21 protein-coding genes are annotated in these 25,163 nt (G+C 70.2%); 8 read left to right on the forward strand and 13 right to left on the reverse strand.

The window, feature by feature from the left end:
- Positions 1 to 77 precede the first annotated feature (77 nt).
- Together ACWGKS_RS09510 and ACWGKS_RS09515 are read left to right on the forward strand one after the other, a co-directional pair.
- The gene (locus ACWGKS_RS09510; protein ID WP_358512551.1) at positions 78 to 1,145 is read left to right on the forward strand and encodes an aldo/keto reductase; all 1,068 of its coding nucleotides are present in this window, start codon (positions 78 to 80) and stop codon (positions 1,143 to 1,145) included.
- A 17-nt stretch (positions 1,146 to 1,162) separates the two neighbouring features.
- Positions 1,163 to 2,530: an FAD-binding oxidoreductase gene (locus tag ACWGKS_RS09515; RefSeq protein WP_358512554.1), complete on the forward strand. Its 1,368-nt coding sequence runs from the start codon at positions 1,163 to 1,165 to the stop codon at positions 2,528 to 2,530.
- A gap of 79 nt (positions 2,531 to 2,609) precedes the next feature.
- Here ACWGKS_RS09515 and ACWGKS_RS09520 read toward each other — a convergent pair whose 3' ends face one another.
- From ACWGKS_RS09520 to ACWGKS_RS09560, 9 genes are read right to left on the reverse strand one after another with little or no spacing between them, the layout of a single operon-like run.
- On the reverse strand, positions 2,610 to 2,843 hold the full coding sequence (locus ACWGKS_RS09520) for a non-oxidative hydroxyarylic acid decarboxylases subunit D (protein WP_358512557.1): 234 nt from the start codon (positions 2,841 to 2,843) through the stop codon (positions 2,610 to 2,612).
- Positions 2,844 to 2,848: 5 nt separating this feature from the next.
- A complete protein-coding gene (locus ACWGKS_RS09525; protein ID WP_358512560.1) occupies positions 2,849 to 4,276 on the reverse strand; it encodes a non-oxidative hydroxyarylic acid decarboxylases subunit C in 1,428 nt (475 codons plus the stop codon).
- A gap of 17 nt (positions 4,277 to 4,293) precedes the next feature.
- Positions 4,294 to 4,923, reverse strand: a complete 630-nt coding sequence (locus ACWGKS_RS09530; protein WP_452522290.1) for a UbiX family flavin prenyltransferase — start codon at positions 4,921 to 4,923, stop codon at positions 4,294 to 4,296.
- Positions 4,920 to 5,594, reverse strand: a complete 675-nt coding sequence (locus ACWGKS_RS09535) for an isochorismatase family protein (RefSeq protein WP_358512566.1) — start codon at positions 5,592 to 5,594, stop codon at positions 4,920 to 4,922. Before ACWGKS_RS09535 ends, ACWGKS_RS09530 begins: the two co-directional genes overlap by 4 nt.
- 30 nt (positions 5,595 to 5,624) lie before the next feature.
- On the reverse strand, positions 5,625 to 6,410 hold the full coding sequence (locus tag ACWGKS_RS09540) for a 2,3-dihydro-2,3-dihydroxybenzoate dehydrogenase (RefSeq protein WP_358512569.1): 786 nt from the start codon (positions 6,408 to 6,410) through the stop codon (positions 5,625 to 5,627).
- 36 nt (positions 6,411 to 6,446) lie between these two features.
- A complete protein-coding gene (locus tag ACWGKS_RS09545) occupies positions 6,447 to 7,685 on the reverse strand; it encodes a 3-deoxy-7-phosphoheptulonate synthase (protein ID WP_452522293.1) in 1,239 nt (412 codons plus the stop codon).
- Positions 7,678 to 9,600, reverse strand: coding sequence for an anthranilate synthase family protein (locus tag ACWGKS_RS09550; protein WP_358512575.1), 1,923 nt, complete (start codon positions 9,598 to 9,600; stop codon positions 7,678 to 7,680). The genes ACWGKS_RS09545 and ACWGKS_RS09550 overlap by 8 nt, the downstream gene beginning before the upstream one ends.
- A 35-nt stretch (positions 9,601 to 9,635) precedes the next feature.
- Complete coding sequence (locus ACWGKS_RS09555; RefSeq protein ID WP_358512578.1) at positions 9,636 to 10,448, reverse strand: amidohydrolase family protein; 813 nt, start codon at positions 10,446 to 10,448, stop codon at positions 9,636 to 9,638.
- Positions 10,445 to 12,073 (reverse strand): FAD-dependent monooxygenase, encoded by a 1,629-nt coding sequence (locus tag ACWGKS_RS09560; RefSeq protein ID WP_358512581.1) that lies wholly within the window; start codon positions 12,071 to 12,073, stop codon positions 10,445 to 10,447. The genes ACWGKS_RS09555 and ACWGKS_RS09560 overlap by 4 nt, the downstream gene beginning before the upstream one ends.
- A 344-nt stretch (positions 12,074 to 12,417) precedes the next feature.
- On the opposite strand from ACWGKS_RS09560, the gene ACWGKS_RS09565 reads away from it, so the two are divergent.
- The 6 genes from ACWGKS_RS09565 to ACWGKS_RS09590 all read left to right on the forward strand — a co-directional run bounded on the left by ACWGKS_RS09565 (position 12,418) and on the right by ACWGKS_RS09590 (position 20,809).
- A complete protein-coding gene (locus ACWGKS_RS09565; RefSeq protein WP_358512584.1) occupies positions 12,418 to 12,993 on the forward strand; it encodes a DsbA family oxidoreductase in 576 nt (191 codons plus the stop codon).
- 173 nt (positions 12,994 to 13,166) lie between these two features.
- Entirely contained in the window at positions 13,167 to 15,836 is a 2,670-nt protein-coding gene (locus ACWGKS_RS09570; RefSeq protein ID WP_358512587.1) for an AAA family ATPase, read from the forward strand.
- A 159-nt stretch (positions 15,837 to 15,995) separates the two neighbouring features.
- A complete protein-coding gene (locus tag ACWGKS_RS09575; RefSeq protein WP_358512590.1) occupies positions 15,996 to 17,303 on the forward strand; it encodes a phenylacetate--CoA ligase family protein in 1,308 nt (435 codons plus the stop codon).
- Between the two features lie 170 nt (positions 17,304 to 17,473).
- Entirely contained in the window at positions 17,474 to 18,778 is a 1,305-nt protein-coding gene (locus tag ACWGKS_RS09580; RefSeq protein WP_358512593.1) for an aspartate kinase, read from the forward strand.
- Between the two features lie 19 nt (positions 18,779 to 18,797).
- On the forward strand, positions 18,798 to 19,622 hold the full coding sequence (locus ACWGKS_RS09585; RefSeq protein WP_358512596.1) for a 2-amino-3,7-dideoxy-D-threo-hept-6-ulosonate synthase: 825 nt from the start codon (positions 18,798 to 18,800) through the stop codon (positions 19,620 to 19,622).
- Between the two features lie 38 nt (positions 19,623 to 19,660).
- Positions 19,661 to 20,809, forward strand: a complete 1,149-nt coding sequence (locus ACWGKS_RS09590; RefSeq protein ID WP_452522316.1) for a 3-dehydroquinate synthase II family protein — start codon at positions 19,661 to 19,663, stop codon at positions 20,807 to 20,809.
- Between the two features lie 71 nt (positions 20,810 to 20,880).
- On the opposite strand, the gene ACWGKS_RS09595 is transcribed toward ACWGKS_RS09590, so the two are convergent.
- The 4 genes from ACWGKS_RS09595 to ACWGKS_RS09610 form a co-directional block, all read right to left on the reverse strand.
- Positions 20,881 to 21,798 (reverse strand): tyrosinase family protein, encoded by a 918-nt coding sequence (locus ACWGKS_RS09595; protein WP_452522297.1) that lies wholly within the window; start codon positions 21,796 to 21,798, stop codon positions 20,881 to 20,883.
- 11 nt (positions 21,799 to 21,809) lie between these two features.
- Positions 21,810 to 22,154 carry a tyrosinase family oxidase copper chaperone gene (locus ACWGKS_RS09600; RefSeq protein WP_358511206.1) on the reverse strand — a complete coding sequence of 115 codons (345 nt, stop codon included), beginning with the start codon at positions 22,152 to 22,154 and terminating at the stop codon, positions 21,810 to 21,812.
- A gap of 163 nt (positions 22,155 to 22,317) precedes the next feature.
- Entirely contained in the window at positions 22,318 to 23,721 is a 1,404-nt protein-coding gene (locus tag ACWGKS_RS09605; RefSeq protein ID WP_358511213.1) for an MFS transporter, read from the reverse strand.
- The gene (locus ACWGKS_RS09610) at positions 23,714 to 25,129 is read right to left on the reverse strand and encodes an FAD-binding oxidoreductase (protein WP_358511216.1); all 1,416 of its coding nucleotides are present in this window, start codon (positions 25,127 to 25,129) and stop codon (positions 23,714 to 23,716) included. Before ACWGKS_RS09610 ends, ACWGKS_RS09605 begins: the two co-directional genes overlap by 8 nt.
- Positions 25,130 to 25,163 lie beyond the last annotated feature (34 nt).

Here is a 25,163-nt window from a genome sequence, read left to right on the forward strand (position 1 = left end):
CGTGAACACGTGAGGTGCGCGGGCGGGATGCTCTGCGACGGTGATCGCGCCCGACCGACGAGGAGAAGTGAGGAATCATGCGCCTGCGACCCTTGGGCAACACCGGAATCAGGGTGAGTCCGTTCTGCCTGGGCACGATGATGCTCGGGCCTTGGGGAGGAACCGACGACGAGGACGCCGCGCCCATCATCCACCGGGCCCTGGACGCCGGCATCAACTTCGTGGACACGGCCGACGTGTACGGCAACGGAGCGACCGAGGAGATCGTCGGTCGCGCGTTGAAGGGACGCCGCGACGACGTGGTACTGGTCGGCAAGGGCCACTACCCCATGTCCGAGGACGCGAACTCGTGGGGGAACTCGCGACGGTGGATCACCCGCGCCGTGGAGGACAGTCTGCGCCGCCTGGGTACCGACCACCTGGACCTGTACCTGCTGCACCGGCCCGACCCCCACACCGATATCGACGAGACCCTCGGGGTCCTCAGCGACCTGGTGCGCGCGGGCAAGATCCGGAGCACGGGCACCTCGACCTTCCCCTCGGAACAGATCGTGGAGGCCCATTGGGCCTCCGAGCGACGGGGCCACGTCCGGCTCCGCACCGAGCAGTCGCCCTACTCGATCCTGAACCGCTCCGCCGAGGCCTCGCTCTTCCCGACCTGCGAGAAGTACGGCATGGGGGTGATGGTGTGGAGCCCACTCAGCGAGGGGTGGCTGACCGGACGCTTCCAAGGCGAGATCGATCTCGGTCGGGGTCGTCAGGCGGCGCACAGGCTCAACTTCGATCCGGCCCTGCCCGGAAACGTCCGCAAGCGCGAGGCCGTCGCCGAACTGCTGGAGCTGGCGGAGGAGAGCGGTCTGTCCCTGGTCCACATGGCGATCGCCTTCGCCGGGACCCACCCGGGGGTCACCTCCGTGATCTTGGGCCCGCGCACTCCGGAGCAACTGGAGGACCTGCTGGCGGCGGCCGAGACCACGCTGGACGACGACGTCCTGGATCGGATCGACGCGATCGTCCCGCCGGGCACGGTACTCAACCCGGCCGACTCCCACCAGCGACTGCCGTCCCTGCGCGATCCCCGATTGCGCCGCCGGGCACACCACCTCGAACCCCTGGTCGAGACTCCGGGTCCGGCCACCTCATGACGGGTTCGCGGGATCCGGTGGCTTCCCGGGCCCCCGCCCCCTCCGCGCTGCGGTCGGGCTTCGCGGGCGAGGTGCACGAGGTCGCACCGGGCGAGGCGCCCTTCTGGCTGCCCTGGCGGCGCAACGTCGTCCCGAAACCCGGTGTGGTCGCCGACCCCGTCTCAACGGGGGACGTGGTCCGCGCGGTGGCCCACGCGCGCGATCGGGGACTCGACCTGGCCGCCCAGTGCGGCGGTCACGGAGCGGTCCGTGCACTGCCCCATAAGGGTCTACTGCTGCGTACCGGTGCTCTGGCCGAGGTGGAGATCGACCCGCGCCGTCGGACCGCGCGTGCGGGCGGCGGCACCCGGTGGGGCGAGGTGGTCACGGCCGCGGCCGAGTACGGCCTGGCACCGGTGTCGGGAACGTCGCCGGACGTCGGGGTCGCGGGCTACACCCTCGGTGGCGGACTCGGCTGGCTGACCCGGCGTCACGGGTTCGCGGCCGACAACCTGCTGTCGGCCGAGGTGGTCACCGCCGACGCCCGGGCCCTGCGGGTCTCGGCGGACACCCACGAGGACCTCTTCTGGGCCTTACGGGGTGGCGGCGGAAATTTCGGTGTGGTGACCGAACTGGAGATGCGTTTGCATCCGATCGGACGGATCAGCGGCGGCGTGCTGTTCTTCCCCTTCGAACGCGCGCACGCGATCCTGGACGCCTACCGAAGCCTGGCGCACCGGGAACCCGAGGACGTGGTCACGGCCGTGGTCCTGGTTCGGCCGCCCGACTCCGAGGAGGTGCCCGAGCCGTTGCGCGGACGCCCCGTGGTGGCCCTGCGCGTCTGTGTCCTTTCCCAGGCGCGGGACGCCGCCCGCCACGTGGACCGCCTGTTGTCCGCGGCCGGGCCTCCGCTGCTGGGCGGGTTGGGTCCCCTGCGATTCCCCGAGCTGACCGCGCTCTCCGACCCGCAACCGCTTCCCCAGGTGTCCGAAGAGCACACCGACCTGTTCGACGCCCTCCCCGACGCGGTCGTGGACGAGCTCGTGTCCGTGTGCGAACACCCGGACTCGCCCGTCTCCGTCGTGGAGGTGCGCAACTGGACCGGGGCTCCCGGACGTCCGCCGGCGGACGCCGGGCCGGCCGGCCATCGGAACACGCCCTTCTCGGTGATCGCCATCGCCCCCGACCTGAACGAACGGACCTTGGAAGGTGCCCGCTCGGCGATGGCCCGGCTGGCCGCACGCCTGGCTCCACACGCCACCGGTTCGGTGTTCCTGAACTTCCTCAGTGACCCTGGTCGGGTGGCGGCCGCCTACCCGCCCGAGCACCTGGGGCGGCTACGGGAGCTGAAACGGCGCTTCGATCCCGACAACGTGTTCCACCTCAACCACAACATTCGTCCCTGAGCCGGAGGACGAGCGAGGAGGGTGTGCCCACAGGGCGCACCCTCCTCGCTCGTCACATCGATCCTGGGGCCGACACCGCTCAGCGGGGTTCGCCGCGCAGGGGTGGTACGGGCGGCAGCTCCACCGCGTCGCGGATGTCCTCCGGGGTGATCCGGAACTCCTCGGGAAACGACTCCCGGTCGGACTGGCGCGGAGGTTCGGTGGTGCGCCAGGTGTAGTGGCAGATCGAGCACAGAACCACCTCCCACACCCCGGGCACCGGAGACACCGCGACGGTGGCGGCCCCCTCGTCACCACAACGGGGACAGATCATGGTCCTCACCTCTCCTTGGTCCGTTCACGGAGCCACCGCAGCCAACGGTCCGTGTCAGGGTGGTCCCGCACCGGGTGGGCGTGCCGCCCTCGGACGTCGGGGGCGACGGGCGCGGTGGCGTCGATGACGACCTTGCCGCTGACGCCGACCGGCGACGATGACGGGTCCAACGGCAGAATGGACATGTTGGACAGGTGCACCATGTCCTCATCCGGGTTGACCTTGGTGGACAACGCCCACATCACCTGCGGGAGGTCGAAGGGATCGACGTCCTCGTCGACAACGATCACCACCTTGCAGTAGCCGAGACCATGTCTGCTCGTCATCGCTCGCAGCCCCACAGCCCGGGCGAACCCGCCCTGACGGGGCCGCACCGACACGATGGCGACCAGCCCATGGGTGTACATGGCGTTGACCGCGACGACCTCCGGAAAGTCCTCCTTGAGCTGCTGGTATAGGGGAACACAGGTGGCCGGCCCCATCAGATAGTCGATCTCCGTCCAGGCTCGCCCCAGGTGCAGGTGTTCGAACACCGGGTCGTCGCGGTACGAGATGCGGTCGATCCGGATCACGGCCATCGCCCGACCGCCGGAGTAGTGGCCGGTGAACTCGCCGAAGGGTCCCTCGAACTCACGCACACGACCCTCGATCACCCCCTCCAGTAGCACCTCCGTCCCCCATGGCACGTCCAGGCCGGTCAGCGGTCCCTTGGCCAGGGTGAGCGGCGAACCCCGCAGGGCCCCCGCCATCTCGTACTCGGACTGGTCGTAGGCGATCGGAGCCGAAGCCACGATGGACACGACCGGGTCGTTGCCCACCGCGATCGCGACGGGCACGTCCTCTCCCCGTTCCTCGCCGATTCTCAGGTGGTGGGCGATGTCATGGATCGTCCCGGGCTGGAGGCCGAGTTTGTTCGGGCCCTTGACCTGGAGTCGGTAGATGCCGACGTTCTGGCGTCCGGTGTCCTCCCAGTGGTCGGGGTCGCGGCTGATGACGGAGGCCTTGTCCAGGAAGAAGCCGCCGTCCCCCTCGTTGACCCGGAACAGGGGGAGCACGCGGAACAGGTCCACGTCCGGGCCCTCCTGGACGTTCTCCAGGAAGGGAGGGTCCCCACGGTGCACCGGTGCGACGGGGTGGTCGTCCCATCGACGGGTGAACTCCTGGATCTGCTCGCGTACCGGGGTGTCCCGGTCCATGCCCATCGCGATGGCGTGGTTGGGCCACGAACCGTGGGCGTTGAGCACGATCCGGGCGTTGGTGAACCCGTTCACCGACGTGAAGTACAGGGCGGGCGCCTTGTCCCCGAGTCGGGCGGCGGCGTTGGCGGCGGCGGCCAGATCGGGTTCGCAGTCGACGGGTTCGCCGATCCGTACGAGCTGGCCTTCACGGTCCAGCGCGTCGAGGAAGCCCCGGAGGTCTTCGATGGCGGTCATGGTCGTCCTTTCCGCTGTCAGGGGGTGGTGGAAACGGCCCGGTCCCGGGGACCTCGGTCGAGTCGGGCCCGGCGCATCCCCTCCCATCGGTCGGCGGGGACGGTGATCTGGAACTGGTCGAGTACGCGCGCCACCACGTGGTCCACGATGTCCCCCACCGTGCCGGGGTGGTTGTAGAAGGCCGGTGTGGGAGGCAGGACCACGGCCCCCATCCGGGTGAGTGCGAGCATGTTGTCGAGGTGGATCTCGTTGAGCGGGGTCTCCCGTGCCACGAGCACCAGACGGCGCCGCTCCTTGAGGACCACGTCGGCCGCCCTCGGTATGAGGCCGTCCGCGTACCCGGTGCGGATACCGGCGAGCGTCTTCATGCTGCACGGCACGACGACCATGCCCTCGGTGAGGAAGGAGCCGCTGGAGATCGGTGCCCCCTGGTCCTCGGGCGAGTACACGAGGTCGGCCAACTCCGTCAGGCGGGCCACCCCGTGGCCGCACTCCAATTCGACGGTGGCACGTGCCCAGCGGCTGACCACCAGGTGCGTCTCCACCTCGGGGATCGCCGCCAGCACCTCCAGTAGGCGCACACCGAACGGGGCGCCGGTGGCGCCGGTCATGGCGACGACCAGGCGGCGCCGTGCCCCGCCGGTCACCGTTCGCCCGCCGTCGTCTGGAGGACCGCCGCGTCGAGGTCGGTGAGGACCCGATCGGTGGGGAGCACCGCCGCGCAGCGAAGGGCTCCGTAGTCCAGGGCCATCCGGTGCTCCTTCTCCGAGAAGTCGGCGACCGCGTCGGAGACCAGGAAGGGTTCGACATCGCGGGCGAAGGCGTCGGAGGCGGTCATCAGACAGCCCACATGGGCGTAGACCCCGCAGATGATGAGCTGGTCCCGGCCGGCGGCGCGCAGGCGCGCGTCCAGGTCGGAGCGGACGAAGGCGCTGTAGCGCCACTTGGTGAGCAGGGTGTCGCCGTCCCGGAGCGCGAGTTCGGGGATGAGCGCGCGGGGTGTGCCGGGTCCGGTCCCCTCCGCGCTCATGCCGGGCCCCCAGAAGTCGTGCAGCAGGCCCCTCTCCTCGGAGGTCATGGAGCCGGGCTGCGCGGTGTAGAACACCGGTATCCCCCAGCGGTCCGCCGCCTCTCGGAGCCGGACGCAATTGGCGACGAGTTCCGTGACGGGTGAGCCTCCCGCGCGGAAGAAGTCCACGAAGTAGTTCTGCATGTCGTGGATGAGCAGGGCGGCGCGCCGGGGGTCCGGACTCCAGGACACCGTGTTGGTCGGTGGGTCGTCCGGCATCGGGTAGTGCAGCCCGCGTCGGATGGTCATGGTCCTCCGTAGGTCGTCGGGTGTGGGGTATCAGGCGCCCAGCGCGGCGCCGCCGTCCACGTGCAGGTTCTGCATGGTGATGTGCCTGGCTCGGTCCGACACCAGGAAGAGGACGGCGTCGGCCACGTCCTCGGGCCGGGCGATTCGGCCCAGGGGGATGCCGATCCGGTGGTTCTCCAGCGAACCGTGGAGCGTCGCCCGTCGATCCTGTTCGGTCCGCCACATCGACCTGAGCATCGGGGTGTCGGTCGACCCGGGGCCGATCACGTTGCAGCGGATGCCGTACTCGGCCAGTTCCAGGCCCAGGCACCGGGTGAACATCGCGGAAGCCGCCTTGGACGCGGCGTAGGCGCCCATCCGCGCCCGAGGGACCTGGGCGGCGTTGGAGGCGACGGTGACGATGGAGCCACGGCCCCGGGGGATCATCCGTTCGGCGACCGCGCGTGAGACGTGGAAGACACCGTGGGTGTTGACGTCGAACACCGCCCGCCACTCGCCCGTGTCCAGTTTGACCAGGTCGTCGGTGTTGAGTATCCCCGCGACGTTGATCAGGGCGTCCAGGGGCCCGTGTTCGCCCTCGGAGCGTTCCACGAGGCGTTCGACCGCGGGGGCGTCGGTGACGTCCACCGCGCGGGGATGGACGGCACCCCGTGCCCCGTCCAGTTCCGCGGCGAGGTGCCGCACGCCCTCACCGTCGATGTCGCAGGCGAGCACGCGGGCCCCCTGTTCGGCGAGTGAGCGGACGACCGCGGCGCCGATACCGCGCGCGGCGCCGGTCACCAGCGCCGTCTGCCCGTGGAGTTCCGGGTATCCCATGTCTTCTCCGTCCTTCCTCTCGGTGGTGGGCGAGGTTCACGCACATGCGGTGAGGAACAGGTGCGCTTGTTCGGGGTTGAGCCGTGGGTCGCACAGGCTCGTGTAGCGTTTGCCGACCTCGGCGGGGTCGCCGACCGGCCCGCCCACGCACTCGGTGACGTCCGCCGCCGTGACCTCCAGGTGGAAGCCGCCCGGGTGCAGGCGATATCGGCGCAGGGTCCCGAGGAAACTCCTGGCCTCGGCCACGATGTCGGAGAGGTGGCGGGTCTTGTGTCCTTCGTCGGTGCGCACGGTGTTGCCGTGCATGGGGTCGCACACCCACACGACCGGATGTCCGCTGTCGCGTACGGCATCGATGATCTCCGGCAGGGCCGCGCCGATCCGGTCGTGACCCATGCGCGTGATCAGGACGAGGCGGCCGGGTCTGCGGTCGGGGTCCAGGACCCGACACAGCCGGACGACCTGCTCCGGGGTGGCGGAGGGGCCGATCTTGCACGCCACCGGGTTGGCGATGGCGGCGAGGAGCGCGGTGTGGGCGGATCCGGGGTCCCTGGTTCTCTCCCCCAGCCACGGTAGGTGCGTGGATCCGAGCAGGAGGCGACCGTCCACACCGTCCCGACGCAGGTGGGGAACCTCGTAGTCGAGGACGAGGGCCTCGTGGCTCACCCACGGACCCGCGTCGGTGTACCCCGTCGCCCGCCCTCGGTCGCGATGGCGTCGCACCTCCCGGACGACGATCTCGCTCGCCGTCCGGGCGTCGAGCATGCGCAGCGGGTCCGGGCGGCGTGCTCGGGGCGTGGGTTCCTCCGAGTTGACGAGGTGGCCCCGGAAGACGGGGAGTTCGATACCGTCGACGGTCTCGACCCCGTAGGAGCGGGGTTTGGCGAACTGGCCTCCCATCCGCCCGACCTGCACCACGTTCAGCCCGAATAATCGGCGCATGTGCCCGCCGAGGCCGGACAGGACCGCGATCTTGACCCGGGCGTGTTCGGCCGTGCACTCGCCCAGGTCCTCGGCGCAATCACCGGCCTGGAGCAGGGAGGCCCGCCCTTGTGCCACCTGGGCCAGGTCGGCCCTGAGGCGGTCGGTCTCGGCGATGTCGACCAGGGGCGGCAGCCGGGAGATCCGTTCCCTGGTCGAGGGCAGTGACTCGTGGTCGGCCCAGTCCGGTTGCTGGGCCGCCGGCAGCCGCGACCAGGGTCCCCCGAACGGGGCGGTCGCGGCGTCCGCGGTGGCGATACCGGTGCCGGAGCTCTGGTGGAGACGGTCATGCACGGGGACCCCCCACGGGCGGTGTCAGGGAACGGACCGAGGCGGCGACGAGTTCCGGCCCACGGTGGGTGAGCAGGGACTCCGGGTGGAACTGCATGGAGGTGAAGTGGGACCCGCGCAGGGCGTGGACCTCACCGTTGGGGTCGCGGCTCACACGGACCGGGCCGCCGGGGCCCGCGACGCGTCCGACAGGGGACACCGCGACGTAGGTGTTGTAGAAGGCGACCGTGGTCCTGTCCCCGAAGAAGTCGATGTCGCGCCGGGTGCCCTGGGCGGGCACCGCGCGTCGGCGCAGGCGCAGTCCCAGTTCGGCGGCGAGCACCTGGTGCGACAGGCACACTGCGAGGAAGGGACGCCCCTCCTCCAGGAGGAGACGGTTCAGGCGGCCCAGGGCGGCCACGCGCGGGTCGGAGGTGTCCCTGGGATCCCCGGGGCCGGGGCCCAGGACGACCAACCCGCCCTCGCCGAGGGCCCCCTCGGCCTCGTGGTAGGGAACGACCTCGACCCGCCCGCCCAGGGCACGGAGCTGGTGGGCGAGCATGCCGGTGAAGGAGTCCTCGGCGTTGACCACCAGGACCCTCTGGTCGAGCAGCGGCGCGGGTGAGGGGAGCGCCTCCCCTTCCCCTCCGGCCAGCCAGAAGTCGGACAGCCCGGTGTTGCGTTCCCGGAGGGCCTCTCGCACCCGGGCGTGCCCGGTGATCGTCTCGGGAGCGCGTACCCCCGGCCGGTCGCCCCCTCCCGTCGCGCCCAGCAGTCCGGCCGCCTTGGCATGGGTCTCCGCCGTTTCCCTGGACGGGACGGAGTCACGCACCAGTGTCGCGCCCACCCTCAGGCTCATGCGGCCCGCGGGCGATATCTGCGCGGTGCGGATCATGATGGCCGAGTCCAGCGTGAGTTCGCCGGAGTCGGTGCCCAGGAGGGCGATGGCGCCGCTGTAGTACCCGCGTCCGGAGGACTCGCGTCGAGCGACGACGCGGCAGGCGTTCTCCAGTGGACTGCCGATGACCGTGGGCGCGAACATGGTCCGTTCCAACACGCGGCGGGGGTCGAGCGAGGTCGGCCCGCAGATGTCGTACTCGGTGTGCGCGAGGCGGGCCATCGAACGCAACCGGGGACCGTGGACGCGACCGCCCTCATGACAGACCTCGGCCATCATCTTCAGTTCCTCGTCCACGACCATGTACAGCTCGTCGATCTCCTTACGGTCCGTGACGAAGTCGAGGAGGCCTTCCAGGGCCGGCCCCTCCTCGGGGTAGTGATAGGTCCCGCTGATCGGGTTCATCACCGCTGTTCCCCGGTGGAGGCTCACATGACGCTCGGGGGTGGCTCCGACGAAGGTCCTCTCACCGGTGTGGACGACGAAGGTCCAGTACGCGCTGTTCTCCCGGTGCAGGAGCCGGTGGAAGAGGCCGAGGGCGAACCGGATGCGGTCCTCCCGGACCCGGGTGGTGAAGGTCCTGCTGATGACGAAGTTGGATCCGGCCCCCGAACCGATCTCGTCCGCGACCACCTCCTCGACCGTCCTCTCGTACTCCGCGTCGGAGACGTCGAAGGAGCCCTCGCCTTCGAGCTCCACGGGAAGGTCGGCGAGAACCTTCAGGTCGTCGTCGCAGACCACGCCCTGTTCGTCGACGTTCAACGCCAGGATCGGCTCACCGTCGTCCTGGGCCGTGAAGCCGCGTTCGGTGATCTGCCGGTAGGGCAGGAGTACCAGGGAGTGTTGCCGGGTCCCCTCCTTCGGATCGGGGAGGGGTAACCGCCCCAGGAGGTCGTACTCGCGCACCACGCCCTCGAAGGCCTCCACGCGGCGGGAGCCACCGTGGACGTCCCTGGCCACCAGGGCGAACGGGCCGGGGGAGGAGGACAGCGCGCGGTCGAGGATGGTTCTGCCGATACGCTCTTCTGATCCGGATGTCATGTCCACCAGTCTTCGGACGCCACCTTCGCGCGTCATCACGAGATCTCGGATACCTGGGCCGGCCCCGGGGCGGCGGGACCGGTCCGGGCCGCGTCGATCCGGCGCAGCGCGTTGCCCCTGAGGACGCTCGCGTAGACCTTCGGCGCCAGGTCGAGCGCATCGAGCTTGGCCAGCTCCACCCCGGTGTCCTGAAGCGGGGACTCCGACCCGAACAGCACCCGGTCGGGGCCCAGGACCCGGATCGCCTCCGCGACCGCGCACGTGTACCCGCCCGAGGTCTCGACGAGGATGTTGGGGAGCGGGGCGACCAGCGAGATGCCGTACAGGTCGATGTTGCCCACACCCGTGTGTCCCATCACGAAGACCACGTCGGGGTGCTCCGCGGCCAACCGGACCAGGTCCGCGACCCGGGCCCCGGCGCGTTCGAAACACACGACGTACACGCTGTGGCCCCACCGCGCCGCGGTTCTGATCAGGTCGGCGAAGCCGGGGTCGTCCAGCGGTGGGCCGTGCACGGCGGGCGAGATCTCCAGCCCTCGGAAGCGGTGGGCCGACTCCCTGTAGGCGTCGGCCCCGCCGTGCGGGTTGCCGAAGTAGAAGGGCACCAGCCTCCCACCACTCCGCTCCGCCATGGCCAGGACGAAGTCGTTGTCGAGGTCGGCGGTGGTGCCGCCCCCCTCGACGAGTTGACGGGACAGCTCGAAGAGCGAGAGCGCTCCCCCGGCGCACGCGACGGCGGTCTCGACCCCGTGGGCGTCCATGGAGCGCAGGATCCGGTCGCGTGCCGAGGGTAGAGGGGGGAGGCGGACGTGGAAGTCGACGACCGGGAGGTCGGGGTCACGGCTCATGCGCGGCTCCCGTCATCCGACCCGACGGCGGACGCGCCGCGCACCGTGTCCAGGACGGTCCCCCAGTCCTCCGGCGGAGTGGCACCCCGCCAGGCCACGTGTTGGTCCGGCCGGACCAACACGAGGTCGTAGCCCCACACCGAGCGCGCCCACGGGTCGTTCACGGGCAGGTGGAGCAGTGGCATCCCCCGCTTCTCGGCGGCTTCCACCGCCGCGATGCCGGCTCCGTCCGCGCCGAAGTCGACCAGTGTGAACTCCGCGCCCAGCAGATCGAAGAGGGGTGTTCCGTCCTGGAGGCGGACATGCGGGGGCCGACCGCCCGGCCAGGTGGTCGGGGTGGTGCCGCGCCAGGACCACGGGGGTTCGGTGCCCGCACCCGGGATCACGAGCGGCGAGGAACCGTACCGGTAGTCGAAGTGGATCGCCAGGTTCTCGATCTGGTGTTCCTCCTCCCGAAGGAAACCGGCGAGCGTCTGGCGGGAGGCGCCGGAGGCGGCCAGCCGGGGGAAGCGCCCCCACACCTCCAGGAGGTTGGCGCACATCTCCAGGTTGAACAGCGCGACGGGTCTCCGCTCGGCCTCGTAGCCGTCCAACAGCCCCGGGCCGCCCCAGCCACGGACGAACGCCCCGAGTTTCCAGCCCAGGTCCACGGCGTCGCCGATGCCCGTGTTCGCTCCGTGTCCGCCCGTGGGGTAGAACTGGTGGGCCGAGTCGCCCGCGAGGAGGATCCTCCCCTGGCGGTACCGGGCCGCCACGGCCATGTTCCCCTTCCACGTCGCCGTGTGGACGACCTCGTCCACGTCCAGCTCCACACCGAGGCGGCGGCGCATGATCGTCACCGCGTCGTCCTCCTCGTGCTCGGCGACCGGGAAGAAGGCCGTCCAGGTGTCCTGCTCGTCACGGGATACCAGCGTGATCCCCGTGGCGACGATGTTGAGGAAGTACCGGCCGTGACGGCGCAGCATGGGGTCGGAACTGCGGAAATAGACGTCGCGGTGATCCCCGCTGGGCCCATGGGCCTCCGTCGGGATTCCCGCCTCAAGGCGGACCGTGCTGCCGGCGCCGTCGCAGCCCACGACGTACCCGGCCCGCAATGCGTACTCGCCTCCGCCGTCGCGCAGGTGCACTGTGACGTGGTCCTCTCCCTGGTCGAGGCCCAACACGGCGGTGCCGGTGCGCAGGTCGACCAATGGGTGGGCGGCCGCCCGATCGCGCAGGATCTCCTCAAGGATGTTCCCGGGCAACCGCTGGTAGGCCTCCAGCCCTGAGGTTCCGTCGTTGGTCGCCTCTCCCCTGCGGTCGAGTTCGCTGACGGAGGCGTACTCCCAGGCCGCCACCGGAGCTTCGGAGAAGTCGGCGCTCCAGTGGAAGCGGAAGGCGTGTCCGGCCCCCACCCCCTTCGCCCGAATCTCGTCCACGACTCCCAGGCGTCGGAGCAGTTCCATGCTGCGTCCGTTGAGGAAGTCCATCTTCGGGTAGGGCGAGCGCCCGGTGTGGCGTTCCACCAAGGTGCTCGCCACCCCCTGACGTGCGAGCTCCAGCGCCAGCGTGGTCCCCACCGGCCCCGCTCCCACGATGAGGATCTCGGTCTCCGGCGTCCCACTGGTGTCGTGTCCGGTGCCCACAGCGGGCTCCTCTCTCACGGCATTGGATGTCCGGATACTTTCGGAAACCCCACCGAACACACATCACGCATTTCCGTGATCAGCCGCAAGCCCGAGGATTCAATGGCACCCTGACCGATTGTGGACGGAATATAGGAGAACCGAAGCCGATGCCCTAGTGTGATCAACCGTTTGAACCGGACCCGAGAACAAGAATGGAACCGACCGAGTACATGAACTCCGAGCGGAAGCACATCGAAACACAGAGTCCCGGAGTAGTCACCGTCTGGTCCGATATCGGATGCCCGTGGGCGAGCCTGGCCCTACACGTCCTGCACGCCCGAGCCAGGGAAAGGGGCGTGGGATTGATCGTCGATCACAGGGCCTTCCCGCTGGAGCTGTTCAACCGGATACCGACACCGCGGTCGATCGTGGAGTCGGAGGTAGTGGCCATCGCGGGCGTCGTGCCCGCCCTCGGCTGGAGACTGTGGCCGGGCCCGGAGTCCACCTACCCGGTGACCACGCTCCCCGCCATGGAGGCGGTGCAGGCCGCGAAGGCACCTGACGTCGGTGGGCTCTCCGGCAGCGACGAGCTGGACGGCGCGTTGCGCAGGGCCTTCTACGAGCAGGGCCGGTGCGTGAGTATCCACCCGGTGATCCTGGAGGTCGCGGAGGAATGCCCGCGGGTGGACGCCGAGGCCCTGGAGCGGGCGCTGGCGACCGGACGGGGGCGTGCCGAGGTCTACTCGCAGTGGCGAACGGCGAGCGGCCCGAACGTCCAGGGCAGCCCGCACCTGTTCGCCCAGGGTTGGGCCGAGCACAATCCGGGCGTGCGCTACCACTGGACGGCGCCGCCCCCGGAGGGCGGCTTCCCTCGCTTCGAGAACTACGATCCCATGTGGGCCGATGTCCTTATCGACACCCTGCCGACCAAGGAATAGGACACGCACCGAAGGCGGGACGAACACCAGGGATATTTCTCATTACGAGAATAGAAAAATTCCACCTGCCCGCACCCGAACAGCGCAATTAACCAATGGAAATCATGACCGCACCCTAATCCGCCAGACAGTGACCCTGACCTGGAAAAAAGAAGGATCCGGGGGATTATTTCATGGAGAACTTGGTCGGTCACACCCGTGAGGTGGGACATCTGCTCGACCATCTGAAACGGGTGGAGAAAGGAACCGGACACCACACCGTCATCGAGAGCCCTCCCGGAATGGGAAGGACGACGCTGCTGAACCGCTTGGCGGAGGAGGCCGAGTCGAAGGGGATGCGGGTCCTGTCCGGCCGGGCCACACGTTTGGACCGGTGCGTGCAGTGGAGCACACTGATGCGCCTGTTCCAGCACCCCCTCGGGCAGGGGATCTCGTTCCTGACGGATCACGGAACGGGGCACGTGTTCGATCTCGCGCTCCGCATGGGCAACCGCCTGACCGAGTACGCGGGACGGCAGCCGGTGCTCGTCACCTTGGACGACGCGCATTGGAGCGATGAGATGACCGCGCTCCTCCTGCCGATGCTGGTCGAGCACACCCGGGGGCTACCCATCTTGTGGCTCATCGGATGCGGCCCCCTGCGCAACGGCGGACCGGTGTCGCAGGCGCTGGAACTCCTCACCGAGGAGCAGGGACACCTGCTGCGCCTGGGGCCGCTCCTCGACGAGGAGGTCACGTCCCTGTACCAGGAGACCGTGGGCGAACCACCCCGAGGCCACCTGCGCCTATTGGAGAAGTGCCGAGGCGTCCCCTCACTCGTCGTATGGATGGTGAACGCTCTTCGCGAGTCCAGGAGTGCCGACCCGACGAGGCTCTGCGAGGTGGCCGACCTTCCCGAGGCCTTCCACCGTCGAGTGGTGTCCCGGCTGGACAAACTCGACCCACGGATCAACCTCGTACTCCAGGTGAACGCGGTCCTGGACCGCCCCTTCACGCTCCACGAGGCCGCCCGTCTCCTCGACTCCACACCCACCAACCTCCTTCCCGTGATCGATGAGGCCCTGGCCAACGACATCCTGAAGGCCAGGGAGGGACGGTTGGAGTCCACCGACGACCTCACCCGAGAGTCGGTGTACCTGACGATGAGCCCGCACACCCGGCACGCGTTCCACCGGGAGGCGGCCACCATGCTCCAGGAGCGACCCTCGGGCACCACGGCCCAGATCATCCGCCACCTGGTCGTCTGCTCCGAGAGCGACCGGGAACTGACCGACAATCTCTGCCACGCCCTAGAGAGCGGCGACATGAGCGCCGACATGCTGGCGGAGACCACACACCTGCTCCTCGCGAGCGGGAGAACGGCCCGGGCCCGCTCGGTCGTGCTGGCCGTCCTGGAGAGAATCTCCTGCCCGTTCCTGCTCTACACGGCACTGGCGGGTTTCCAGGAGACCTCCAGCCAGCACAGTTCCTTCGTGGACGTGAGTCCACACGTCGAGCGCGCGCTGCGCGCCGTGGAGCCGGGCTCCGAGGCCCGGGCCGGGCTCCTCGCCATCCGGGCGGGCTGCCTCCTGGAGCAGGGACGACCCGATCAGGCCCTCGACTCGGTGGAGGAGGCGGTCACCCTGGGACTGGCCACCCGGCAGACGACCGCCATCGTCAGCGCCGAGGTGGTCCGCCTGCGCATCGCCTTCGGCCGCGGCGACCTCGATTTCGCCCGGGACCACGCGGGCGAGGTCCTCCAGCGCATCCCGGGGTCGGCGGCCGCCACCAAGGCGCATCGCACGACCCGGCTGATCCTGGCCGTGGCCCTGGCCTCACAGGACCGGTTCGTGGAGGCCTCGTCCACCATCGACATGGCCCTTTGGGAGGAGGTGGCGGCGGACGCGTCGGCCGCGCCGTTCTGGGAGGCCCACCGCGCTCTGCTGCTCCTATGGCGCGGCGAACTGGACCGCGCCGAGCAGGCCTGCCTTCGGGTGGACTGCGGAGTGGACCCGAGTGGGAACCTCGCCAGGGACGTGCGCTCCATCCTGGGCCACATCCACCTGTTGCGAGGTGAGGAGCACGTCGCACGGCAGTACTTCCACCGCATCCTGGCCGAGGACCGCTCCCTGAGCTGCCCCCGCCAGCAGGAGGCGACGCTGGGCCTGGCTCGGTCCACCGGTGGTCTCCCCTCCGCGGAGATCTACGGCTCCTTGGAGGGCAACGCGACGCTTCTCCTCCGCAGCCCCGAGTCCGCCGCCCACCTGGTACGTCTGGCGCTGAAGGCGAACCGGCCGGAGCAGGCGGAACGGGTCGTGCACACGAGCACCCGGCTCGCCCGGGAAAACCCCGGAATCGCCTCCCTCCTGGGCGCCGCACGGCACGCGTCCGGGTTGTTCATGAACGACCCGGGACTGCTCCACGCGGCGGTGGAGGCCTACGAGGAAAGCCCGCGCCCGATCCCCCGCGCGCTGGCCCTTGAGGACGCGGGGCGAGCGGCGGCCCACAAGGGCGACACGGCACGGTCCCGCCCCCTGCTCTCCAAGGCGCACGAGATCTACGAGAGATACGGTGCCCGGGGGCCCGCCGACCGGGCCGCCCGTGCCCTGCGCGACCTGACCAGGCGCTCCGATGGCACACCGGCCACCGGGACCCCGGCCCCCGACCGGGCCTGGAACGAGCTGAGCGACTCCGAACGCCGCGTCGCCCTCCTCGTGACCGACGGGCTGACCAACCGCGAGGTGGCCGATCGCCTCTTCCTGTCCCCGCACACCGTGGACAGCCACCTGCGCAGCAGCTTCCGCAAGCTGGAGGTCCGCAATCGGGTGGAACTGGCGCGTTTGATGATCTCCCACATCTCCTGAGTCGACGATCTCCTCCCCCGACGCGACCATTCACGTGTCCACGTGATGTCGGCAGCCGCCCCCGCGCATGAGGATTGCGCTGTGTCGGCGGCTGCCGGGCGAGGGACCTCACCCGCTCGGTTCCGGCCGGCCGGAACGCGAGAGCGCCGAGGAGGCCCCGTGACCGTCAAAGCACCGTTCGAGATCCACTGGAACAGTCCCGAAGAACTCGCCGCCCTTCAGAGCAAGCGGCTGCCTCAGGTCCTGGAGTGGGCCTCCGCGTCGCCCTTCTACCAAGAGCGGATCTTCGCCTCGGGTGCCCCGCCCACCTCCGTGGATCTGCCCTCCCTTCCCCTGACCACCAAGCAGGACCTGCGTGAGCAGCGGCCCTTCGGCATGCTCGCGGTGCCCCGGCGCCGCGTCGCCACCTATCACGAGTCCAGCGGGAGCGCCGGTCAGGCGACACCGTCCTTCTACACCGAGCAGGACTGGGAGGACCTGGTCGAGCGGTACGCCCGCAAATGGGTGGCCATCACCGCCGAGGACACCTTCCTGGTCCGCACGCCCTACGCACTGATGCTCACCGGCCACCTGGCCCACGCGGCCGCGCGCTCCCGCGGAGCCACCGTCGTCCCCGGCGACAACCGCTCACTCGCCACTCCCCTCTCCCGCATCGTCGAGGTGATCCGGGACCTGAGGGTGAGCCTGACCTGGTCCATGGCGACCGAGACGCTGTTGTGGGCGGCGGCCGCGCGGGCGACCGGACTGGACCCGACCTCCGACTTTCCCGAACTGCGCGCGCTGTTCGTCGGTGGGGACTCGCTGACCCCCCAACGGCGGAGGCGCATCGGCGAGATCTGGGGGGTGCCCGTGGTGGAGGAGTTCGGCTCCACCGAGACCGGTAGCCTCGCCGGGCAGTGCCCTGCCGGGAGCATGCACCTGTGGGCGGATCGGGTCCTCTTCGAGGTACTCGACCCCGTGACCGGCGCGTCGTCACCGCAGGGTCGCGGGCGTCTGGTGGTGACCCCTCTCTACCGGGAGGCCATGCCCCTGCTCCGCTACGACCTCGAAGACGACGTCGAGGTGTCCTACACGGACTGCGCGTGCGGGTGGCCGCTGCCCACCGTGCGGGTCCTGGGCCGCTCCGCCTGGGAGTACAGGGCGGGCGGCAGGCCCGTCACCCAGCACGAGCTGGAGGCTGCGGTGTTCGGCCTGCCCGCGCGATACGGCGTGCTGTTCTGGCGGGCCCGGGCCGGAAGGGACGGCCTGACCATGGAGTTCGAGGTCGCGCCCGAACACCGGGCGGATGCCGTGGCCCGGCTGCGCACGGCGGTCCAGGAGGCGCTGGGGATCGTGCCGGACCTGCGCCCCGTGGTGCCGGGATCACTGGTCCCGCACAGTCTCCTGACCGCTTCCCAGGACGTGGTCAAGCCGCGGAGCCTCTTCGCCGAGCACGAGGACTGGGATCGCGCCGTCCTCTACCACTGATTCCTCACGGGTCGATATCCGAAGATAAACGCATCGATAACCCCTGGGTCGATGCTGAGGAGTGTCGGACCGACCGCTCGCGAGGTCCGGCCGACCCCAACCGAGTAGTGAAAGGCATGGGCGCATGCGCTGCGCACGGATCGAAGGCGGTGGCAGTGGTGACATCAACCGTGACCGCCCTTGAGGCTCCTCTTCCCACGAAGTCATCACGGACCCGATCAGGAAGCATCGAGGTCTGGAAGTTCGGCGGCAGCTCCCTGGCCTCCCCGGAGCAGGTGCGGGCGGTGGCCGAGCGGGTCGGCCGAGCACGTCGGCAGGGACGCTCCCTGGTCGTGGTGGTCTCCGCCAGAGGCGACACCACGGACGAGCTCCTGGACACCGCGGCCTCGGTGGGCTCCACCGCCCCCGGCCGCGAGATGGACCAGTTGCTGGCCACCGGTGAGAGTGCCAGTGCCGCGCTGACCGCCATGGCCCTCCAGGCCCGCGGGGTGGCGGCGACCTCCCTGTCCGGCCTCCGTGGGGGCATCCGGACCTCGGGCCGCCCCGGCGAGGGGAGCGTGACCGCCATCGACACCGAGTACGTGCTACGCGCGCTGGACTCCGGGCACGTGGCGGTGGTGGCGGGTTTCCAGGGGGTCGGCCCCGACGGCGACATCACCACCCTGGGCCGCGGCGGCTCCGACACCACCGCGGTGGCGCTCGCGGCCGCGTTCGGATCGGCGAGCTGCGACATCCACACCGACGTCGACGGGGTTCGCACCGCCGACCCCCGCGTCTGCCCGAACACCCGCCTCATCCCCGAGATCCACGCGTCGACCATGGCCGAGATGGCCTTCGCCGGGGCCCGGGTCATGCACTCCCGGGCCGTGGAGACGGCGGCGCTGCACGGCGTGGAGATCCGGGTCAGGAACGCGTCCGAACAGCACGGAGGCACGCGGATCGTGCCTGAGGGGGACAAGGACATGGTCGAGACCGTTCCAGCGGTCCGGGCCGTCGCCCACGAACTGGGGGCCGTCCGAGCACGGCTCCGGATCGTCGGGGCCGACGGTGCCCTCACCGTCGAGCTGTTCCGCGCACTCGCCGCGGCGCCGGTCCCCGTGGACATGGTCTGGGCGGACCACCGCGACGACGGCACCTTTCACTCCGGGATCACCCTTCGGGGGTCGGACGCCGAGCGACTGCGCCGCGTCCTGGCCGAGACGGTCGGCCGTGATGGTGTCCACCTGGGGATCGGGCCCGCCGTCGGCAAGGTCTCCCTCGTCGGTTCCGGCCTGCTCAGCCGCCCCGAGTACACAGCACGCGCGCTCTCCGCCCTGGCCTGCGCGGAGATACCCGTGGGATCGCTGGCCACCTCGCAGTCAAGGATCTGCGCCACCGTCCCCGAGCCCGAGACCCACCGGGCGGTCCGTGTCCTGCACGGCGCGTTCGACCTGGACGCACGCCTGGGACACCGGCCCCCCGGAACCACGTCCTGACCAGAAAGGCACACCGGCCATGCCCGACAACACCCCCTTCGCCCGCCGACTACGTCTCCAACGCATCTTCCGCCACGACGAACAACGCCTCCTGGTCGTCCCACTGGACCACTCCGTCACCAATGGTCCCGTCACCGGAGGCAACCGCCTCAACCTGCTGGTGGGGCAGCTCGCCACCAACCAGGTGGACGCGGTCGTCGTGCACAAGGGCGCCCTGCGCCACCTTGATTCGGACTGGTTCACCCGGACCTCGCTCATCGTGCACCTGAGCGCGAGCACCATGCACGCCGACGACCCGGACGCCAAGTACCTGGTGGCCGGGGTGGAGGAAGCCGTCCGCCTGGGAGCGGACGCGGTCAGCGTCCACGTCAACCTGGGCTCCCGTGAGGAGCGGCGCCAGATCGCGGACCTGGCCCTGGTGTCCGAGAGCTGCGACCGCTGGAACCTGCCCTTGCTGGCCATGGTCTACCCGCGGGGCCCCAAGGTCGCCGACCCCCAGGATCCGGTGCTGATCTCCCACGCGGTGTCGCTCGCCTCGGACCTGGGCGCCGACCTGGTCAAGACCGAGTATTCCGGTTCGGTCGAGAGCATGCGCGAGATCGTCGCCTCCGCCTCGATCCCGGTCGTCCCCGTCGGCGGCCCCAAGCACGAGGACGTCGAAGAGGTACTGCGCTACGTCGACGACGTCATGGCCTGCGGCGCCGCCGGGATCGCCATGGGACGCAACATCTTCCAAGCCCCGGACCCGGGGTCGATGGCCGAGGCCGTCGCCCGGCGTGTCCACAACCGTTTCGACCTGGCCCAGGGCTCTATGGAGGGCCCCTCTCGGGCCCTCACCGACTGACCCCACCGCGATCGCCCACGATCCCCGCCCCGTCACTCATCCCCCTCCACCCCAAAAGAGCACGACCCTTGAGGAGTTGTCCCGTGAAGCTGACCTGGCTCGACATCCGCGGCACCGGAGAGACCACCGCCGCCGTGGTCCAAGAGGCCCTGCACCACAGGGTCGACGGACTCGTCTCCGACGACCCGGCGGGCTTCGCCGACCTACCGCCGACCGTGACCAAGGTGCTGCTCTCGCTGAATAGTCCGTTGCCGGAGGACTTCGGCGGAGCCGACGTGGTCATCGTCGACCCCGAACGGCACGGCACCCCGGCGGAGCTGTCCCTGCTCCACCCCGAGGTGGAGTTCGGCCGGTTCGTCGAGATCATCGACGCGGAGACCCTGGAGAAGGCCTGCCAGTCCGCTCGAACCGAGCCCTGGAGTGTCCTGCTGTTCCGAGACCCGACCAAGATCCCCTTGGAGATCGTCATCGCCGCGGCCGCGGGCGCCTCGGGCAGCATCATCACGATCGCGCGGGACATCGAGGAGGCGGAGATCATCTTCGGTGTCCTCGAACTGGGTTCGGACGGGGTCATGATGGCACCGCGCGCGGTGGGCGACGCCGCCGCGCTCCGGGCCTCCGCCGAGACCGAGACCCCCGACCTGGAGCTGGCGGAACTGGAGATCACCGGCACGGAGCACATCGGTATGGGTGAGCGCGCGTGCGTGGACACCTGCACCCACTTCCGCGAGGACGAGGGAATCCTCGTCGGATCGCACTCCAAGGGGATGATCCTGTGTGTGAGTGAGACCCACCCCCTGCCCTACATGCCGACCCGCCCCTTCCGGGTCAACGCGGGCGCGATCCACTCCTACACGCTGTCCAAGGACAGCCGCACCAACTACCTGAGCGAGCTCAAGGCGGGCAGCAAGGTGATGGCCGTGGACGTCGAGGGCCGCACCCGCCTGGTGACGGTCGGCCGGGTCAAGATCGAGTCGCGTCCGCTGATCTCGGTCAACGCGGTGTCCACCGACGGGCGGTCGGTGAACCTGATCCTCCAGGACGACTGGCACGTGCGTGTGCTGGGTCCGGGTGGAGCGGTGCTCAACAGCACCGAACTCAAGCCCGGGGATCGGGTGATGGGATACCTTCCGGTCCAGGACCGCCACGTCGGCTACCCGATCGACGAGTTCTGCCTGGAGAAGTAGGTCGCGGACGACGAGGCGCCGCCGGGACGGGTGTCCCGGCGGCGCCGGCCCGTGTGCCGGGTGGTCCGGGTTCACACGTCGTAGGTGTAGAACGGGGTGTGGTCGACCAGGTCGGCCGGGGTCATCGTGTTCCAGGGCGCCAACAGGGTGTGCAGGGACGGCACCCCGGGGGTGGGTTCCTCCGGCAGGTAGTGGGGGACGTCCGGATGTTCCTCCTGCCAGAGCGCCCACAGCTTGTCGATGAACGCGTGGTGTAGGAAGAAGACGGGGTCGTTCGGCGAGCCGATGTAGAGCATGTGGCCGCCCACCCACACGTGGGCCGAACCGTGCAGCTTTCCGATGTTCTCCTCCCACGGGAACATCGCATAGCCCTCCACGTGGTTGCGGAAGCTCTCGAAGGGCGGCTCGTAGCCCGCCGTGTGGTTCCAGGGCGGGGAGTCGTAGACGGGCAGGGCCAGCGTCTCCTCCAACTCCTGCGCGGTGGAAAGCTCACCGAGCCCGCCCAGGTCACGGATGAGGTAGGGGCGGTCGTCGTGGGTGTAGTTGCCCTCCAGCCACGGGTCCTCGGGCCCGTCGGGCAGGACGCTGGTGTTGATCCGCCATCCGTTGGCGAAGGCGAACGGCCCGGTGGTGACCCTGCCGTCGCCGGGGCGGCCGCTCCCGCCCAGGAAATCCTCACCCCACAGTGGTGAGTCGACCTCGCGGTCCGTCGTCCAGTCCCAGTAGGGCAGGGCCACCGATGGGTCCACCCACCGGAGGGCCTTCTCGAACTCCAGCAGGTACTGGCGGTGCCAGGGCATCAGACCCGGGTTGATGTGGCCGTAGCGGGGCCCGTCGTCCTTATTGATGTAGTCGGACGAGTTCATCCGGATATGCAACCGTACGAACTCGTCATAGACGCCTCTGCGCTTGAGTTCGAGGACGGCGTCGATGAACGCGCGCCTCTCACCGTCGGTCATGTCCAGGTGGTTCTTGCGAACGTGCGCCATGTCCGTCCCCCTCAGTTGTGGCCCGCGTGCCCGATCGGTAGCAGGTCGGCCCCGCGCAGCTCCCGCACCGCGGTACGCGCCGCGTCCAGTGGGTTCGGGGCCATTCGGTAGTGGCACATGGAGCTGAGGTAGGCGTCGTCGGCGAACTTCATGAGGTGGAGGCGGCGTCCGTCGACGAAGACGGCGTCCTCCCCGGACACCGTGGTGACACGGATCTCGCGCCCCTGGTAGGTCTCGGTGTACTCGCCGCTCGCGGAACCGGCGAACGTTTCGGGGTCGCGCAGGACCAGGGCGACCGGTAACCCCGCCATCACCGTGGCGCCCGCCGTCCACTTCAGCAGCTCTCTCCGTCTCACGGAAAACCTCCTCGTCGTCGCGGGCGGGGTGCCCGCGGTCCCATGCTGGCCACCGGCCGTATCGCACCCGTATCGGCGGGATATGGCGTGCCCGGGAACGAGTCGACCCGCGACCACGGGTGGCGGTCGCGGGCCGGGAGGACGCGGTTCGGGAGTTTCGGGGTCAGTCCCGCGGGTCACCGAAGCGGGTCAACGCCAGGGCGACCAGCCCCGACAGGAAGGGCAGGACCATAACCGCGGCCAGCCCCGGTGCCGGGCCGAGAACCCCGGAGAGGGCCCCCGCCGCCGCGGAGCCGACGGCCCCGCCCAGGAAGAAGGTGAGGTTGAGGAGGCCCATCCCCGCCCCCCGCTGTGGAAGCGGGATACGCGGCGACACGAACCCGGTCATCACCACCTGTGTGACGGCGAAGGCGGCAAGGGCCCCCGACGCCCCCAGCACCAGAAACACGGGGCCACCGCCGACCAGGGCGTACGCACCCAGCAGCAGGGCGCCGGCCAGGGCGGTACCGGTCACCAGGAAGACTCCGGCCGAGGTTCCCCGGCGGCCCGCCAGCCGGGAGAGGACGGCCGCCACCACGGCACCCGGCAGCAGCCACAGACCGACCTCCAGGACGGACCAGTCGTAGTCATCGAACAGGATCCGGGGCACGCCGAACATCGCGGCGAACAGCCCCGCGTAGACCCCGGAGCCCACGGCGACGGCCAGGAGGTAGGGGCCACTGGTCACCAGACTCGCGGGGATGAAACCATCCGTGCGCCGAACGGTGCGCGCGACGAGCAGCCCGGCACCGAGGAGGCCCAGAATCGCCGTCACCATCAGCGCGGTGGGGGGCAGGGACAGCGCCGGAGCCTGAATGAGCACCAGCAGGGAGCCCGCCGCCAGGGTGAGCAACCCGGCACCGGCCAGGTCCATGGGCCTACCGGACCCCGTACGGGTGGAGGCCAAACGCAGACACAGCGGTACCGCGGCCAGGGACAGCGCGGGCAGGACCAGGGTGACCCGCCAGGACAGCCCGGCGGTCACGACACCGCCCGCCAGGGTCGCCCCCGCGGCGAAGAACGCCATCGCGGCGCCGAAGATCATCAGCACGGCGGGCCGTCGGTCCGGTGGCGAGGAGGCCGCCAGGGCCAGGGCGACGGCGCTCATCGCTCCGGAGCCCGCCGCCAGCACGAAACGCCCGGCCACCACGACCCCGAGGGCGGGCGCCACCAGGCAGACCACCGTGCCCACGACGAGGAGCACCGCTCCGATGAGGAGGGTGCGCCGGGCCCCCAGGGAGTCGGCCAGGCGCCCGAACAGGGCCGTGCCCACGCCGAGGGCGAGCGCGTGGGCGGTCAGGACCCAGACGACGGAGGAGGGTGGGGCTCCCAGCGCCGCGGAGACCTCGGGCAGCGCGACCCCCGCGGCGGTGACCCCGAACACCGCCGGGCCGAACAACAGGGCCAGCCGCAGGCCCGCCGAGCGGGCGCTGATTCCGGGATCGCCCCCGGCCGGCGCACCTGCGGGAGACGGGGACGCGGTGGGCGCGAGTGCGGTGTCGGGACGGCGGGGTGAGGTCTCAGACATGGTCGGGCTCCGGGGCGATGTTGTGGTTGGCTCGAAAGATGTTGTTCGGGTCGTAATGGGATTTCACGCGCACGAGCCGGGAGTAGGTGTCGGCGTCGAACGCCTCACGAGTGAGGTCGGAGGCGTCGGGACCGCTGAGGAAGTTGATGAACCGGCGGCCCGCGTAGTGGACGCGCATCCTCTCCAGTAGGGCGCCCTCACCCGGGTCCGCTCCCGGCCCCGCGCCCGCGGGGACCTCCGAGAGCGTGGTCAGTGTGAAGGCCGCGTCCCTGCGGCCGACGGCGCTGGGGACCCTGGGCGGTCGGGACAGCGCACCGCCCAGGTGGCGTAGTTCGACGATCATGTCCGTGCAGTCGGAGTCCGGACCGGCCAGCTCCACCATGGCCCGAACCCCGTCGTCCCCGAGATCGTCGAGCATGATGCAGCGTTGGCGGTAGGGGGTGGGGGCGACCGGGTCGCTGTAAACAGAGGCGATGTCGGTGTAGGACATCTCGCGGACGGTGTCGACGATCGGCTCCATCGCCCGGAACGGCGCCACCAGCCGTTCGCCCTGTTGGGGGGAGCCCAGGTGAACGAACCGCAGGGCGACGGAGAGCCGTCCCCGCAGCGGTTCCGGGATCGGCGGCGCGTCCGGGAGACGGAGCAGGGCCAGGGAGGAGGTCATCTCCTCTGGGCAGTCCGCGGTCCACGCCCGCCAGGCGAGCATGACCTCCGACGCGGATCGACCGGGCAGGATCAGCGCCCCGGCGTACACGTTGGGCACGGGGAAGAGACCGAACTCCATGGCGGTGACCACCCCGAAGTTCCCCTTCCCCCCTCGCAGCGCCCAGAAGAGGTCGGGATGCCGATCCGGCGTCGCGGTGGTCTCCTCCCCCGAGGCGGTGACCAGGTCGATGCTCAGGACGTGATCGGCGGCGTAACCGTGGGTGCGGGACATCAGCCCCAGTCCGCCACCGAGTGTGTAGCCCACGACGCCGACCCCGGGCGAGGACCCGTTGAGCGGGGCCAGTCCGTGCGGGGCCGCCGCGTCGATCACGTCCTGCCAGAGGGCACCCGCCTGGACGAGCGCCGTACGCCTGTCGGGGTCGATCTCCACCCCTCTCATCCGGCGGGTGCTGATCATGAGGGTGTCGATCGCGGGGGCGGCGGCCCCGTGGCCCGTCGCCTGGACCGCCACGTCCATGCCGTGTTCGGCCGCGAACGCGACGGCGGTCCGGACGTCCTGGGCCGAGGCCGCCGCCACGACGAGTGCGGGCCGGTGTTCGAGGGCGGTGTTGTAGACCGCCTTCTCCTCCCGATAGCCGCCCTGGCCCGGCAACAGCACGGACCCCTGGATCCGCTCCGTGAGTGAGGCCGTGCCGGCGGGCGCGACCCGGGGCGCCGTGCCGGAGGAGAGGGAACTGGACATGGTGGGACGTCCTCCTTCGGAAGGGTGTCATCGT

It is taken from the genome of Nocardiopsis sp. NPDC055879, assembly GCF_053615935.1.

Excerpts from the sequence above, each read along its gene's own strand:
- ACWGKS_RS09510 (WP_358512551.1), top strand. The coding sequence starts at position 78 with ATGCGCCTGCGACCCTTGGGCAACACCGGAATCAGGGTGAGTCCGTTC.
- ACWGKS_RS09520 (WP_358512557.1), bottom strand. The coding sequence starts at position 2,843 with ATGATCTGTCCCCGTTGTGGTGACGAGGGGGCCGCCACCGTCGCGGTG.
- ACWGKS_RS09525 (WP_358512560.1), bottom strand. The coding sequence starts at position 4,276 with ATGACCGCCATCGAAGACCTCCGGGGCTTCCTCGACGCGCTGGACCGT.
- ACWGKS_RS09535 (WP_358512566.1), bottom strand. The coding sequence starts at position 5,594 with ATGACCATCCGACGCGGGCTGCACTACCCGATGCCGGACGACCCACCG.
- ACWGKS_RS09540 (WP_358512569.1), bottom strand. The coding sequence starts at position 6,410 with ATGGGATACCCGGAACTCCACGGGCAGACGGCGCTGGTGACCGGCGCC.
- ACWGKS_RS09550 (WP_358512575.1), bottom strand. The coding sequence starts at position 9,600 with ATGACATCCGGATCAGAAGAGCGTATCGGCAGAACCATCCTCGACCGC.
- ACWGKS_RS09555 (WP_358512578.1), bottom strand. The coding sequence starts at position 10,448 with ATGAGCCGTGACCCCGACCTCCCGGTCGTCGACTTCCACGTCCGCCTC.
- ACWGKS_RS09570 (WP_358512587.1), top strand. The coding sequence starts at position 13,167 with ATGGAGAACTTGGTCGGTCACACCCGTGAGGTGGGACATCTGCTCGAC.
- ACWGKS_RS09585 (WP_358512596.1), top strand. The coding sequence starts at position 18,798 with ATGCCCGACAACACCCCCTTCGCCCGCCGACTACGTCTCCAACGCATC.
- ACWGKS_RS09595 (WP_452522297.1), bottom strand. The coding sequence starts at position 21,798 with ATGGCGCACGTTCGCAAGAACCACCTGGACATGACCGACGGTGAGAGG.
- ACWGKS_RS09605 (WP_358511213.1), bottom strand. The coding sequence starts at position 23,721 with ATGTCTGAGACCTCACCCCGCCGTCCCGACACCGCACTCGCGCCCACC.
- ACWGKS_RS09610 (WP_358511216.1), bottom strand. The coding sequence starts at position 25,129 with ATGTCCAGTTCCCTCTCCTCCGGCACGGCGCCCCGGGTCGCGCCCGCC.